Genomic DNA, 14,849 nt, shown 5'->3' with positions numbered 1-14,849 from the left:
AAATCATCCTAAAAAATAGCAGTCTTTCTTTGGCTTTGCCAAAGAAAGACTGCTATTTTTTTAGGATGAAAGAGGAGTTATGTTGAATAAGGATTGGAGGGATATTATGCAACTAGCTCATAACCAAGCGTCACGACTGATACAAATCGATCAAGCAAAAGAGTCGGAAACTTATTATTGCCCGAGCTGTGGCGCACGTTGTGTGATTAAACGTGGCATGAGTAATCGGCCGCATTTTGCGCATCGACAAGGTCAGTCTTGTCAGAGTGGTGAAAGTGAACACCATTTAACGATGAAAAAAACGTTACATGCTTGGATTTCTCAAACAGATGAGGTTCACAGTGAGTTTTATTTTAAAGCGATAAAAAAGCGGGCAGATCTTTATGTCCCAGGAAATAACCATGTGCTTGAATATCAATTGTCGCATACAACCCATGAGGAACTAATTAAACGAACCCTAGCATACCATTCAATTGGATTACGAGTTACTTGGTTAATTGGAGAACTACAGGATAACAATAAAACGGTTGTAATCAGCCGCTTTATTGGTGGGCTGATTTCGTATCATCAGCAGTTGGGGTTTTACCTCATTGCTTATTCACCAACGACACAGCAATTCATCAGTTACGATAGCTTACAACAGCAACACGGTCAGTTTTTTTATGCCAGACAGCGGAGAGTAAAGGTGGCGGAGATAACCTATCGTCAACTATCACGCTGGTTATTTCGACCAAAAGAACAAGTGCATCATCCGCGGAGACAATACAGTGAGTTAAAGCGTCAAATACAAATCAATCGTTTTAATAGTAAAAGTAATCGCTCGTTTCGCTCATATCTCTATCATCGAAAAGAACATCTGCAGTATTTTCCTTATTTTGTCGGGGTCGAATTACCACAGCAGTGGTTCATTCAAACACCTGCCTTTGTCTGGCAGTATCACTTAATCCAGTGCTTTAATCAGCGGAAAAGTTACTCGGAAAGTGAGTTGCACAGATGGTGGTATGAAGTGATTAAACCGAAATCCTTTGTGACGATGACACCCGATAGCTATCAATTAGTAATAATTTATTTGCGCGTATTGCGGCAACTCAACAAACTAACGTATCAAAGTGGTCAGTATCAAATCGTCGCTCCCATTGGTTTTAATCGCATCGAACAGACGAGAGAGTGGTCACTTTTAACACGAGTCGTCCAGAAGGAAAGCACAAGATAGTCAGAATAATCTATTAATAAAAGGTTTTAATGTTGCACAAACGACAGCGATGTTGGATAATAGACACATACTAAGACAAAGGACTGATAAAAATGGCAACAAAAGTGGTTTTACGTACAGAAGTACCGGTTGAAGACACGTGGGATTTAACAACAATTTTTACATCAGATGAAAGCTGGGAAAGCGAATTTAAAGCCGTACAACAATTGACAGACGAGGCAGTGCGTTTCAAAGGAACCCTTGCTGAATCGGCAGACCAACTGTTGTCAGCCTTACAGTTTAGTGATGAACTAGTCGTTAGACTATCAAAAGTTTATGTCTATGCGAGCATGAAGCATGATCAAGATACCGGGAACACCGTCTATCAGGCGTTAAATAGTCGGGCCGAATCATTGGCATCTAAAGCGTCAGCAGCTTTATCATTTATGGAACCCGAACTACTAGCGGTTGCGGATGAAACAATTGCTACCTACGTATACGAATCAGCGCAATTACGTGTGTATGCCCATGAATTAGAAAAAATCACAAATAAGCGTGCGCATACGCTATCAGATAAAGAAGAAGCGTTATTAGCAAAAGCGGGTGAAGTTTTAAATGCCTCACAAAATACATTCGGTATTTTAAATAACGCGGACCTTCGTTTTCCGTCGATTGAAGATGAAAATGGTGAAACGGTTGAAATCACCCATGGCTTATATGGGCCACTGTTAGAAAGTAAAGACCGTCGCGTCCGTCGTGACGCGTTTCAAAACGTTTATCAAACATATAAAGCATTGTTAAATACGTTTGCCTCGACATTAACTGGGCAAATTAAAGAAGATAATTTCCGTGCGGAAGTTAAACAATTTACTGACGCGCGTGAAGCTGCGGTGTTTAGTAATAACATTCCGCAAACGGTTCATCAAACATTGTTGGAAACTGTAGGCAATAACGTTGACTTACTTCACCGTTATGTACGTTTACGCAAACAGGTGCTAGCTGTGGATGAACTCCATGTTTATGATTTATATACACCGTTAGTTGCAGATGTTGACGAATTATCGTTCACTTATGAGGAAGCAAAAGCTGTGACAATTGCGGCGCTCGCACCTCTCGGCGAAGAATATGTCAGTATTTTAAAAGAAGGTTTTGATAAACGCTGGGTTGACGTCGTTGAAAACAAAGGCAAGCGCAGTGGTGCCTACTCGGGTGGCTCATACGGAACGAATCCTTTTATCCTCTTAAACTGGCATGATACGTTAGATAATTTGTATACGCTAGTGCATGAATTTGGTCACAGTGTCCACAGTTATTTAACACGTAACAATCAACCAGCTGTCTACGGAGACTATACTATCTTCTTAGCAGAAATAGCATCAACGACTAATGAAAATTTATTGACGGATTATTTACTGAAAACATATGAAGATGAAAAAATCCAAGCGTATATCATTAATCATTTCTTAGATGGCTTTAAAGGGACTGTTTTCCGTCAAACGCAGTTCGCTGAATTTGAGCATGAGATACATCTTGCTGATCAAGCTGGCAAGGCGTTAACGGCTGAGTTTTTAACGGAATTATACTATGGTATTAATAAAAAGTATTACGGTGATACACTGGTACACGATGAAGAGATTGGTTATGAGTGGGCACGAATTCCTCATTTCTATTACAATTATTATGTGTACCAATATGCCACTGGTTTTTCAGCAGCGTCGGCCTTAGCGCAACATATTTTAACCGAAGGCGAACCAGCCGTGGCCCGCTATTTGACTTTCTTAAAGGCAGGTAACTCTGATTATCCGATTGATGTATTGAAAGCAGCTGGTGTTGATATGACGACAGCTAAACCGATTGAAGATGCCTTAAAGGTATTTGAGACGCGCTTAAGTGAGTTTGAAGAAATTATGGCGAAGAAATAAAAGTGAAATCAGTGCCAACAGCCAAGCGGCTAATACTGACAAATACTGTGGCATCCCTTTTTCTAAGGGATGCTTTTTTTCTTGTGAGATTATCTAACATTTTTTTTAAAAATGTCAGAATAATCACTTTTTAAAAAGCTTGTTATATAAGGAAAGAACGATAATAGATTGGATTATTCATTAGAAACGGCCTTTTGTGACGCATTATAACTCGTTTTCAATAAATTAAACTTATGTTACTATCAAGTATAGGTTATTATTTTTGAAAGGGAGGATATGATGAAAAAACTAACAAAGTTAACAATGCTATCATTATTACTACTAATCGTGACAGTAATTGCGATGGGTTGTTCAAATGAGAAAGACTCAGCACAAAAAACATACACAATCGCAACTGATGTGACATTTGCTCCGTTCGAATACAAGGATAAAGGTGAATATGTTGGTATTGATATGGACCTGTTACAGGCGATAGCAAAAGACCAAGATTTCAAAGTTGAAATAAAACCACTCGGATTTAATGCAGCTGTGCAAGCGCTAGAATCAAAACAAGTGGATGGCGTTATTGCAGGTATGAGTATCACACCTGAACGTCAAGCAAAATTCAGTTTCTCTGATCCTTACTTTGACTCAGGAATTGTTATGGCAGTTGCCGATAAAGATAATACAGTCAAAAGTTATCAAGATTTAAAAGGGAAACGCGTTGCCATTAAAACCGGAACAGAAGGGGCAACTTTTGCTGAATCAATTAAAGCTAAATACGGTTTTAAAACAGTAACCTTTGATGACTCTGCTAACATGTATGATGATGTTAAAGCCGGTAATTCAGTGGCAGTCTTTGACGATTATCCCGTATTAGCATACGGCGTTAACGAAGGCAATGGCTTGAAAATTGTTACTCCAAAAGAAAAGGGGAATTCATACGGTTTTGCCTTGAATCAAACAGGTAACGAAGAATTGCTGAAAAAATTCAACAAAGGCTTAGCTAACTTAAAAGCGTCGGGTAAATACGATGAGATTATTAGTACATACTTAGGTGAGACACAGTCATCAGCATCGAAACAAGTGACGCTTGATCGTGATAAAACTTATACAATAGCAACAGATACGACGTTTGCACCGTTCGAATTTGTCAACAAAAAAGGTGAATTCGTTGGGATTGATATGGATCTTGTTAAAGCAATTGCTAAAGACCAAAACTTTATGTACGAAATTAAATCAGTCGGCTTTAATTCGGCTGTACAAGCATTAGAATCCAATCAAGTGGATGCTGTGATTGCAGGAATGAGCATTACGCCAGAACGTAAAGCCAAATTTGCTTTCTCTGATCCGTATTTTGATTCGGGTGTTGTCATGGCGGTAGCAGAAGATGATGATCAGGTGACTTCATATGACGACTTAAAAGGCAAACGAGTAGCGGTTAAAACCGGCACAGAAGGTGCAACCTTCGCCAACTCAATTAAGCAAAAATATGATTTCACACCGGTTGCCTTTGATGACTCAGACAGCATGTACAATGATGTGAAGACCGGCAACTCAGTTGCCGTGTTCGATGATTATCCGGTACTTGCTTACGGTGTTAAAAACGGCAACGGTCTGAAATTAGTGACAGATAAAGAAAAAGGTAATTCATACGGCTTTGCAGTCGGTAAAAATAAAAACGCTGATTTATTAACTGCCTTTAATACAGGCTTAGCGAACATTAAAACGAGTGGCGAGTATCAAAAAATACAAGACACTTACTTGAAAACGGATAAAGCCGAAACAGTGGCTAAAGATAAGACGTTCTTTGGACTGATTAAAGCGAACTATCCGGATTTAATGAAAGGTTTAGGGATGACCATCTTACTGACAGCGATTTCTTTAGCGATTGCTTCAGTCGTCGGTATTCTCTTTGGTTTCATGCGTGTATCGGCCAATCCGTTTGTGCGTTGGATTAGTATTATTTACATTGATATCTTCCGTGGGACACCATTGATTGTTCAAGCATTCTTTATTTACTTTGGTGTACCAACTGCCTTTGACTTCCGTCTCTCAGCCTTCGCTGCAGGTATTATTACCTTAAGCCTTAACGCTGGAGCTTACATGGCTGAAATTGTCCGTGGAGGGATTCAATCAGTTGATAGTGGTCAAATGGAAGCAGCCCGCAGTTTAGGTTTACCTTATAAAACAGCGATGCGCCGTGTCATCATCCCACAAGCAATTCGTGTGATGATTCCATCGTTCGTGAACCAGTTTGTTATGACCTTAAAAGATACATCAATACTCTCAATTATCGGTATTTATGAATTGACTCAAAGTGGTAAAATCATTATCGCTCGTGATTTAGAATCATTAAAAATCTGGTTAATTGTCGGGATTATGTACTTTATCGTCATCATGTGCTTAACGAAAGTATCTGATTTCCTCGAAAGGAGAATGGCAAATGGCAAAGTTAAACGTTAAACAATTAAAAAAATCATACGGTCAACTTGAAGTGTTAAAAGGCATTGACGTTGCAATTGAACAAGGCGAAGTGGTCTGTGTTATCGGGCCCTCTGGTTCAGGGAAAAGTACCTTTTTACGCTGCTTAAATAAACTTGAAGAAATCACAGCAGGTAATGTTATCGTTGATGGCAAGGATTTAACCGATAAAAAAATCAACCTCAATAAGGTGCGAGAACATATCGGTATGGTATTCCAACATTTTAATTTATTCCCTAACTTATCAGTGCTCGAAAACATAACGTTAGCTCCAACTGAGCTGAAAAAAAATGTCGAAAGCCGAAGCCAAAGCGAATGGTTTGAAATTATTAGATCGGGTTGGTTTAGCGGATAAGGCGAATGTTTACCCTCAAACCTTATCTGGTGGTCAGAAACAACGTGTCGCGATTGCTCGTGCATTAGCAATGAACCCTGACATTATGCTTTTCGATGAACCGACCTCAGCGCTTGACCCTGAGATGGTTGGTGAAGTGTTACAAGTGATGAAAGATTTAGCCAAAGAAGGTATGACAATGGTCGTTGTCACACATGAGATGGGCTTTGCGAAAGAAGTTGGCGACCGTGTTATTTTCATGGACGGTGGTTATATTGTTGAAGAAGGTCATCCGGATGAGGTCTTTACAAAACCTCAAAATCCACGGACCAGCGACTTTTTAAATAAAGTGTTATAAATTAATTAGGGATTCTAAGGACTTTGTCTCTGAGACTGAAGATAAACGCTGTACTAGGTCGTTACGACTTGCTCGCTCGGGATTACGTACCATCAGTACGCGCACAGTCACTCGCTCGTCGTGCCTACTAGAACGAGAGGATATAACACCGTTTCTTTTCAGTCAAGTCATTTTGTAAACAAAGTCACTGTAATAGTATTACAAAGAAAAGGAAGTCTGTTTAGACTTTGTCTACAAACAGAGACAGTTGATATTAATCAACTGTCTCTTTTTATTTTTTTATATGTCTACTTTAAGTTATAATGATACCGATGAGAGAGGACGTGAAGACATGAAAAGTAAAAAACTAATCATAGTAGGAGCCATCGTTGTGGTGGCTATCGTAGTATTAGTTGTGATGTTAAGCAATCGTACGAGTAAGGAAGAAAAAGTCGCGACGGCCTTTATCGAAGCGATTGAAAGTCAAGATTACGATAAATTGGCACCGTTAATTAGCGTCAAAAAAACGAATGATGAAAAAAATAGCAAAGCGGTTGTCGCGCGTTATAAAAATGTGTTTTCGAGTATTGAAACAACGAAAACACAGGTGAGTGCTATTAAAATGATCCAAAATAAAGCGACAGATACGTATGAATTTAGTTATACAGCTCGTTTTAAAACATTTTTAGGCTGGACGAATAAGATGAAATATAAAGGGACTGTAGTAAAGACAGACGGTGAAGCAAAAGTTGTTTGGGAACCAAGTTTGATTATTCCCTTTATGTCGCCAGGTGATAAGATTGCGGTTAGCGAAGATGAAGCTGTACGAGGTGCAATCACAGATGTTGCAGGCAATAACTTAGCCTATAATAAGCGTCAAAAACAAGCAGGCCTTTATCCGAAACAACTAACTGAAGGTAAGGGGAAAGAAGCAAATTTAACCGCAATTGCGGCCTTATTTAAGTTAGAGAAAAAAACGTTAGAGCAAGAATTAGCTCAAGAATGGGTGAACGATGAAAGCTTCATTCCTTTGAAAATTGTGCCGCTCAGTTTCAAAGTACCCGATGATATTAATGGTGTCACTATGAATGAAGTAACAGCACGCTTTTATCCGTATGGAGCAGCTGCAGCCCACTTGATTGGTTATGTTGGTGAGGTTTCAGCTGCAGATATCGATAAGGAACCGAGCTACAAAGCCGGTGACTTAATTGGTAAGGCTGGGTTAGAAGCAACTTACAACACACGTCTAAAAGGCAAAAACGGTGGGACGATTACAGTCACTAATGATGTGACAGGCAAAGCTGATGAAATACAGTCGCAAAAAGCTGTTGCAGGTGAAAACATTCAACTCACGATTGATGGCGAGCTACAAAAACAAGCGTATGCCCAATTAAAAGAGACAGTTGGCTCTTATACGGCGTTGGATCCTAAAACGGGTGGTTTAACGGCGCTAGTCAGTTCACCGTCGTATGACCCTAATGAAATGACAGCTGGTATCAGTACGGCGGCGTATCAAAAACTAGCGGCGAACAAAAATCTTCCGTTTTTAGCGCGCTATACGGCTCGTTTTGCCCCCGGATCAACCTTTAAAACAATTACGGCTGCGATTGGGCTTGATGCGAAGGTGATTGATCCAACGCAAGCACAAGCAATTAGTGGCTTGAAATGGCAACAAGATAAGTCATGGGGTGATTATTTTGTCACCCGTGTCTCAGACGTGCCGCAGGTCAATATGACCGCTGCACTTGTGTATTCAGATAATATTTACTTTGCTCAAGAAGCACTGACAATCGGTCAAAAACGATTTGAGGCAGGCTTAGAAAAACTTCCGTTTGACGAGTCGCTTAAATTGCCACTAGAGATGGATAAGGCGCAACTATCTAATAAAGGTATCGATACTGATATCTTACTAGCGGATACTGCATACGGGCAAGGAGAGCTCTTAATGACACCAATCGATCAAGTGACAATGTATTCGGCATTCGCCAATGATGGTGCGATTGTTTATCCTCATTTAGAAGTGAAAGATAAGCGAAAGGATAAGGCGGTGTTTACAAAATCTGCTGCTAATACAGTCACAAAAGCCTTATATGAAACAGTCAACCGCACAGCTGGAACCGCGCACGGGCTTCAAACAACAGGACAAGAAATTGCGGCTAAAACAGGAACCGCAGAAATCAAAGATAAGCAAGATACAAAAGGTGATGAAAATAGTTTTGTACTCGCGTTTGATACAACAACGGCATCCTATGTCTCAGTCACAATGGTTGAAAAATCGAATAAAAACCTTAAAAACAAAAAAAATAGTAGAGCTAACCAAACCAATTTTAGAGAACTATTATCAAAAATAAGCAAGCAGAAGACGACACCGTTTATGGTGTCGTCTTCTGCTTGTGACTGAAAATAAAGGCTATTCTAGGTCGTTACGACTTGCTCAATCGCGATTACATACTATCAGTACATGCACCGTTACTCGCTCATCGTGCCTATAACGAAAATGAAAAAAGCACTTAGCTGATGTAACTAAAGGATAGTGTTCATTTCGTAGGCAAAGTCACTGTATTAAGATTTGAAAGAAAAAGCAGTTTAATTCGATCGTGTCTACAATCTGAAGCATCGACCTAAGTGTTGCTGATTTAAGTTGAAGAAAGGCTGTCTTCTATTAAGTTCACATAGGCCTCGATGCCACTTTTTTCTAAATGGACACCGTCTGGTGCGAAGTATTCAGGATGTGAAATAGCGGTATCATACCAATTGATTAAGGATACTTGTTTGTTTTTAGAGGCTGTTTTCGCTAATAAATGATTGACAGCTGATTCCCATTTTCGTGGCACGCGTGTGTTTACCAAATAGACATGTGCGTTAACGAACTGTTTAATAACGTTATCCAAAGCGCTCTGTGAGAACGTTCCATTTGTACCGAGTGCTAAAAAAATAGCTGTTTTACTAGTGTCGAAGCTGCGATAATGTTGTGCAATTATCGTTGCCTCTACCATTTGTCGTCCGATTGCACCATCAATTGTAATCGGTGTTAAGGTCTTAGATAGTTTATCACTAATATCGATGGCGAGAGAATCACCAATAAATAAGTACTGTTGATAAGAGCGCTTATTAGTCTGTGTCGGTGGTGTTTTTTTTTGAAGCTTTCTGTGTAATTTTAACTGTTGTTATTGGTTTTGGAGTGGGTTCTTCAAAAATAGTCATTACATTTCCAAGTGCGATACCAAAAAGAACAATCAGTGCAATGAAACAACTTTTGAGAAGCGGCTGTGTTTGTTTGAATTGTTGTGGTAGAAAGTGACGAAACACATGTTTAAAGCCATGTTGTCGAATGGGTGCTTCAACGTAGCGAAAAGATAATTCTGCTAACACGAGTGTGATGCTGAATTGAAGCAGTGATCGAGTGGGAGAAAAGACTCCAGCTGCAGTAATAGGTGTCGTTAAAATGATAACGGGATAGTGCCATAAATAAAGACTATATGAACGCGTGCCAAAATAGTGTAAGGGAGGAGTTGCCAATATTTTCGACCAAATCGTTAATGGGTGCGCAGAGACGAAAACCGCAATCATTGCTAAAAATGCAACGAGGACAAAACCACCATAGTAAAGAAAAGAACTTAGTTCAGAAAGGGTTAGTACTCCTATTAATAAAAGGGTGAAAGCGCCTAAGCCAATATAATTAAGCGTTTTTACAGCAGTTGCAGGTAATGGCTTTAAAAGCCGATTAGTTGGTATTGCAATCGCTAAAAGGGCACCAAATAGAAGTGCAAAACAACGGGTGTCTGTACCGTAATAAACCCTACTGGGATCACTGCCAGGAACGAAGAGCCAAGCCATCAAACTAATCGATAGGATAATCATTACAACGACCACCCCAAGCAATTGTTTCTTGTTTTGACAATATTTGAGTAATATGAGTAAAATAATGGGCCAGACAAAGTAAAATTGTTCCTCAATCGCGAGCGACCAAAGGTTTTTTAAGGGCGATCCCGCACCGAAAGAATCAAAATAACTAACGTCATGAAAAATAAACCACCAGTTACTTGAATAAAATAGGCTTGCAAGGGCATCGCCACGTAAGGTATGCAAAATGACAGGTTTAAACAGTAAAACATAGACGACAACAACGATAATTAGAAAATAAACAGCTGGAATAAGGCGCTTGAAGCGGCGGTAAAGAAATTTTTTAAAGTCAAACGATTGTGTTTGCTGCCATTCACGTAAAATCGCAGAGGTAATTAAATAGCCCGATAAGATAAAGAAAATATCAACGCCAATAAAACCACCTTGCGCCCACGGGGCATGAAGATGATAAGCAAAAACAACGAGGATGGCTACCGCGCGTAAGCCGTCGAGTCCAGGCAAGTAAAAGTTTTTTTTTATTATTCATTTGAGTCCTCTTTTCGATGTATAATAGCTGTTTTTATTTCTTTTTGGTTACATTAACATTACAATTGTATTACAAAAGTTCGCGGATAGCAATATATAACTAGTCAAAATAAATAGTAGGATTGATGAATTCACACGCATTTGAGAAAAAGATTGTTTTTTGCTATATTAGAATTAGTTGTTTAAATTTTCTGACTAAGGAGACTGGTTATGACAGTAATTGCAATCATTGATATGGGATCAAATGCCATTCGCTTAACAATTTACGAAACGCTTACAAACGAGGAGACAAGGGTCATTGCAAAACATACAGCATTCACACGGTTAAGCGAGGGAATGAGTTCTGGTGGTGTGATTGCAACCGAAAAAATAGCTGAGGCAGTGGTTGTACTGGCAGGATTTTCTAAGATTATGAAACGTTTAGGTGTTCAGCGATATCAGGCAATTGCAACCGCAGCAGCGAGACGTGCCGTCAATCGTGCCGTTTTATTTGAGCGAATAGCTAGTGAGACAGGGATTAAGATGGCTCTTATTACGGGGGAAGAAGAAGCTACCTATGACTTTCTCGGTGTTAAGAAGGGCCTACCTAATCTACAAGAGGCCGTGATTATTGATACAGGTGGCGGTAGCTGTGAGCTTATTTATATGAAGAGGGGTGAAATAAGCGCCTTAGTCAGCCTTCCGATGGGGGCAGTTACGTTAACAAATAGATTCGGTACAGCCACCTACGAATGGTCAAGTGAACGTCTCATTCAAATGGAAACTCAGCTTGAAACAGCGTTTGAGCAGCTCATTTTTTTACAGGAAGCCAAAGGTGTTCCTTGTGTTGCTGTCGGTGGGTCGAATCGGAGTGTTGCTCGCGTTGCAAATGGTACTGAAGAAACTGTCCACGCTCAGGTGATGGATACGGCGGAAGTGTTAGCGATTATCGCAACTATCCAGTCAAGCACGCTTTTACAACGACAAGCAATCCCTGCACTAGGGAAGAAACGGTCAGAGACGATTGTCGCGGGATTAGCGCCGTTGAAAGTATTGCTAAGATATATTGATAGTCCACAACTAGTGTTTAGTGAATGTGGTTTAAAAGAAGGCGTACTCGAAAGCATGTGTCGACAAATAAACGAATAAAAAACGCCCCGGCAGTAAGTATCTAAGCTACTGTGAGGGCGTTTGTTTAGTTGATTTTCCAGAGGATACCTTGTTGAGTAATCGTTTTTCTCACTTTGTTTTGAAGGCAGAGTTTTTTAAGTTCACACGTAACTTGCTTTTCAGAAATATTGAGCAGACGAGCAATTTCGTCACAATTGGAAAAACGAAGTAAACGGATGCACTGTTCAATTGAAAGATTGATGTCTGTAATGGGCTCGTTCTGTAGTAATTCACGGAAGATATGTTGATAAATATCAAGCGAGTGTAAGCCTTCAATTTTAAGGCCTTCTTCTTCATGGTATCGGTTAAAGAAAACTAAGGATGGAGATTGAGTCACATCCATTTCAGCTGCAATTGAACGATCACATAAATAGGCTTTTTCTGTAATAGTAGAAGCAAGATCAAGTTGGAATTCATTCATATCCAAGCCCGACTGTGAAGCGATTTCAAGCAGTGTCTGCTGATTAGTGATTGTCTCTTTAGCAAGGTAGAGATGGTCGAACAATCGTTGGATAAATTCAGTTCCAAGACGATGACCTTGTAGCTCAGCTGCTTTAATCGCATAAAAAATTGTTCGATAACCTTCTTGTTTGTCACAACTGATACACGCTTCGAGATGAAGGACGTATCTTAGTTTAAAATAAGGGGCGTATTTAGTTTTTACTTTGCGAATAATGCGTTCTAATTCCCAAGAACTTTCATTTAAAGGATTGAAAAAGAGATAAAGTTCTAATGGTTTTTCAGTTCGTGTCTGTGGATGGAATGAGCGCTGATTCAACGAGTTCAACATAGTGTAATCACCTTGTCCTAATATTTAATGTAACTTCATTTTAGCAATCAAATGACAATTGGACAATTAATTTGCTTTGGAAATTAAAAACAAATGAGAATGGACTGTGAGTGAAAGCGGTACCTTTGTTGCTAATTCACCTCTTTAAGCGCCTGATAAAACGAGCGACTTTGTTAGAAGTTGGCTGTTGTTTAATTGAAAAGGCCTCTAATAAGGCATTGAATTCGAGTTGCCCGATTTGTTCATCCGGTACTTCGAATTCGATTTCATAATCTTCTTGGCCTAAATAGCGGCTGTGATCTAACACGAGTAATCCTGATTGATAGCTGCATTCAATCCGCTCGGTCGTTAAACTGCCGAAACAGACAATCGCTTGAGGGTCAATACCACGGGCGATGAGGGCATCATATACTTCACCTTGAGGTAATGGGCTGCCGGCGAGGATGTCGTTCGTTTGCTCATCACTTAAGAAAGCGGTTGTTTCAAGCAAGCCAACAGGTAGGGGTGATTTTAAGGTCAGTTCGTTTTGTTTCGTTGCAAAGGTTCGGATACGCAAGCCGCAGTGCTGCTCTTTTAGTTGGTAATCTGGTGTGTCAAAATAACTGTTTGTTTGTGTAATCGTCGTCGCCGCTGCTGTTTTAAAATGAGCCAATAAGGCAGTGTATTCTGTTTTTGTCAGTAGGTTTTTGAATTCGATTTCGCGTTCTTGCATGATAAAATCCACCTTTCAAGTTGAGGGAATAAGCGTACTAAAGCTAAGAAATATGGTAAACTGTAAAAGTAGCGTAACATTAAACAGAGGTGAATTCAATGGAAGATTGGGATGGATTTTTAGCGCCATATCAACAGACTGTGGCTGAGTTGAAAATGAAATTAAAAGGTATTCGCACACAATATAAATTAGAGGGCAAACACTCTCCGATTGAATTTGTTACCGGACGTGTAAAACCAATTGAAAGTATTATTGATAAAGCTTCAAAAAAACACATCGAAGATACGCGTTTTGCCGAAGAAGTTACCGATATTGCAGGCTGTCGCGTTATGTGTCAGTTCGTTGAGGACATTGGCATAGTTGTCGATCATTTACGGAAACGCAATGATTTTCGAATTATTGAAGAACGCGATTACATTTCAAATAAAAAGCCAAGCGGCTATCGCTCGTATCATGTCGTGTTAGAGTATCCCGTGCAAACAATCAACGGTGAAAAAAAAAGTCATCGCTGAAATCCAAATTAGAACATTAGCGATGAATTTTTGGGCGACAATCGAACATTCGTTGAGTTATAAATACAGCGATGAATTTCCGATTGAAATTAAAGAACGATTGCAACGCGCTTCAGAAGCTGCATTTCAGCTTGATGAGGAGATGTCGCATATCCGTGATGAAATTCATGAGGCACAGCTGTACATTAAAAAACAACAGCGCCAACATATTAAAGATCGAAAACATGTAAATAAGAGGTGAAATGAGTGAAATACGCGATTCGAACAAGGCATGATTTAATGTCGCAAGAAATACGTGTCCATCTAATTGAACGGTTTACGTCTTTAGGTTTAAGTGAGGATGAGAATGCACCTGATATTGTCGTTACAATTGGTGGAGACGGGACGTTACTCGATGCCTTTCATCACTATGAAAATCGTCTGGCTAATACTGCCTTTGTCGGTATCCACACAGGCCATTTGGGCTTCTATGCGGATTGGTTGCCTCACGAAGTCAATTCCCTTGCAGAAGGGATTGCACACGGAAAATACAGCATTGAAAGTTATCCGTTAATCGAGGTGCGCCTCAGTAAGGAAGATGCAGAGCCAAGTAAGTATTTAGTGCTCAATGAATCAACTTTTCGGATGGCTTCAGGGACTTTAGCGGTCGATGTTTATTTAGAAAATGAACTGTTTGAGTATTTTCGCGGCGATGGTCTCTGTGTTTCGACACCGACTGGATCAACCGCGTATAACCGTTCGCTTGGTGGAGCGATTATTCATCCGACCATTGAAGTGATGCAATTGACAGAGATGGCATCGATTAACAATCGTGTGTTTCGAACCATTGGTTCATCGTTGATTTTACCAAAGGAACAAAAAATTAAACTGATTCCGACAGGTGGTACGAAGTGCATTTTAACGATTGACCACCAAACGGAACTGCATGAAAATGTTACCCGTTTGGATTATGAATTATCTGCGAAAAAAGTGCAATTTGCCCGATTAAAAGCATCGACTTTTTGGAATCGTGTGCATAATTCATTTATTAACTAAGAGAAGGAACGATT

At 39.8% G+C, this 14,849-nt stretch carries 10 protein-coding genes and 3 pseudogenes; 9 read left to right on the top strand and 4 right to left on the bottom strand.

The features are described 5' to 3' along the window. The first annotated feature begins 106 nt into the window (after positions 1-106). The 6 genes and pseudogenes from BCAMP_RS07140 to pbp4 all read left to right on the top strand — a co-directional run bounded on the left by BCAMP_RS07140 (position 107) and on the right by pbp4 (position 8,649). Positions 107-1,213, top strand: coding sequence for a competence protein CoiA (locus BCAMP_RS07140; protein WP_035314761.1), 1,107 nt, complete (start codon positions 107-109; stop codon positions 1,211-1,213). An 86-nt stretch (positions 1,214-1,299) separates the two neighbouring features. After that, complete coding sequence (gene pepF, locus BCAMP_RS07135) at positions 1,300-3,114, top strand: oligoendopeptidase F (RefSeq protein ID WP_408605185.1); 1,815 nt, start codon at positions 1,300-1,302, stop codon at positions 3,112-3,114. Positions 3,115-3,390: 276 nt separating this feature from the next. Beyond that, a pseudogene (locus tag BCAMP_RS15050) lies at positions 3,391-4,143 on the top strand (transporter substrate-binding domain-containing protein); the annotation flags it as partial. Then, on the top strand, positions 4,135-5,559 hold the full coding sequence (locus tag BCAMP_RS14920; RefSeq protein WP_408605184.1) for an amino acid ABC transporter substrate-binding protein/permease: 1,425 nt from the start codon (positions 4,135-4,137) through the stop codon (positions 5,557-5,559). The pseudogene BCAMP_RS15050 and the gene BCAMP_RS14920, both read left to right, overlap by 9 nt. Further along, positions 5,540-6,269 (top strand): annotated as a pseudogene (locus BCAMP_RS07125) (amino acid ABC transporter ATP-binding protein). Before BCAMP_RS14920 ends, BCAMP_RS07125 begins: the two are co-directional and overlap by 20 nt. A 331-nt stretch (positions 6,270-6,600) precedes the next feature. Further along, entirely contained in the window at positions 6,601-8,649 is a 2,049-nt protein-coding gene (gene pbp4 / locus BCAMP_RS07120) for a penicillin-binding protein PBP4(5) (RefSeq protein WP_051456946.1), read from the top strand. 235 nt (positions 8,650-8,884) lie between these two features. Here the strand turns inward: pbp4 and BCAMP_RS14345 are convergent, their stop codons facing one another. Beyond that, a complete protein-coding gene (locus tag BCAMP_RS14345) occupies positions 8,885-9,244 on the bottom strand; it encodes an SGNH/GDSL hydrolase family protein (protein ID WP_051456945.1) in 360 nt (119 codons plus the stop codon). 115 nt (positions 9,245-9,359) lie between these two features. Beyond that, entirely contained in the window at positions 9,360-10,613 is a 1,254-nt protein-coding gene (locus tag BCAMP_RS07115) for an acyltransferase family protein (protein WP_051456944.1), read from the bottom strand. 234 nt (positions 10,614-10,847) lie between these two features. On the opposite strand from BCAMP_RS07115, the gene BCAMP_RS07110 reads away from it, so the two are divergent. Then, positions 10,848-11,765 (top strand): Ppx/GppA phosphatase family protein, encoded by a 918-nt coding sequence (locus BCAMP_RS07110; protein ID WP_035314758.1) that lies wholly within the window; start codon positions 10,848-10,850, stop codon positions 11,763-11,765. A gap of 46 nt (positions 11,766-11,811) precedes the next feature. On the opposite strand, the gene BCAMP_RS07105 is transcribed toward BCAMP_RS07110, so the two are convergent. After that, entirely contained in the window at positions 11,812-12,576 is a 765-nt protein-coding gene (locus BCAMP_RS07105; RefSeq protein ID WP_035314757.1) for a DsbA family protein, read from the bottom strand. Between the two features lie 136 nt (positions 12,577-12,712). After that, on the bottom strand, positions 12,713-13,288 hold the full coding sequence (locus BCAMP_RS07100; RefSeq protein ID WP_051456943.1) for a CYTH domain-containing protein: 576 nt from the start codon (positions 13,286-13,288) through the stop codon (positions 12,713-12,715). Between the two features lie 98 nt (positions 13,289-13,386). Between BCAMP_RS07100 and BCAMP_RS07095 the strand changes: the two are divergent. Further along, a pseudogene (locus BCAMP_RS07095) lies at positions 13,387-14,041 on the top strand (GTP pyrophosphokinase). A 5-nt stretch (positions 14,042-14,046) separates the two neighbouring features. Beyond that, positions 14,047-14,835 carry an NAD kinase gene (locus tag BCAMP_RS07090; protein ID WP_035314756.1) on the top strand — a complete coding sequence of 263 codons (789 nt, stop codon included), beginning with the start codon at positions 14,047-14,049 and terminating at the stop codon, positions 14,833-14,835. Positions 14,836-14,849: the final 14 nt, after the last annotated feature.

This window comes from Brochothrix campestris FSL F6-1037 (genome assembly GCF_000525915.1).
Classification (GTDB): Bacteria; Bacillota; Bacilli; order Lactobacillales; family Listeriaceae; genus Brochothrix; species Brochothrix campestris.
This window is presented reverse-complemented; position numbering and strand designations above follow the sequence as displayed.

What these genes read in the sequence shown, in the direction of transcription:
- BCAMP_RS07140 (WP_035314761.1), top strand. Translation starts at nt 107, where the DNA reads ATGCAACTAGCTCATAACCAAGCGTCACGACTGATACAAATCGATCAA.
- BCAMP_RS07100 (WP_051456943.1), bottom strand. Translation starts at nt 13,288, where the DNA reads ATGCAAGAACGCGAAATCGAATTCAAAAACCTACTGACAAAAACAGAA.
- BCAMP_RS07110 (WP_035314758.1), top strand. Translation starts at nt 10,848, where the DNA reads ATGACAGTAATTGCAATCATTGATATGGGATCAAATGCCATTCGCTTA.
- pbp4 (WP_051456946.1), top strand. Translation starts at nt 6,601, where the DNA reads ATGAAAAGTAAAAAACTAATCATAGTAGGAGCCATCGTTGTGGTGGCT.
- BCAMP_RS07105 (WP_035314757.1), bottom strand. Translation starts at nt 12,576, where the DNA reads ATGTTGAACTCGTTGAATCAGCGCTCATTCCATCCACAGACACGAACT.
- BCAMP_RS14345 (WP_051456945.1), bottom strand. Translation starts at nt 9,244, where the DNA reads ATGGTAGAGGCAACGATAATTGCACAACATTATCGCAGCTTCGACACT.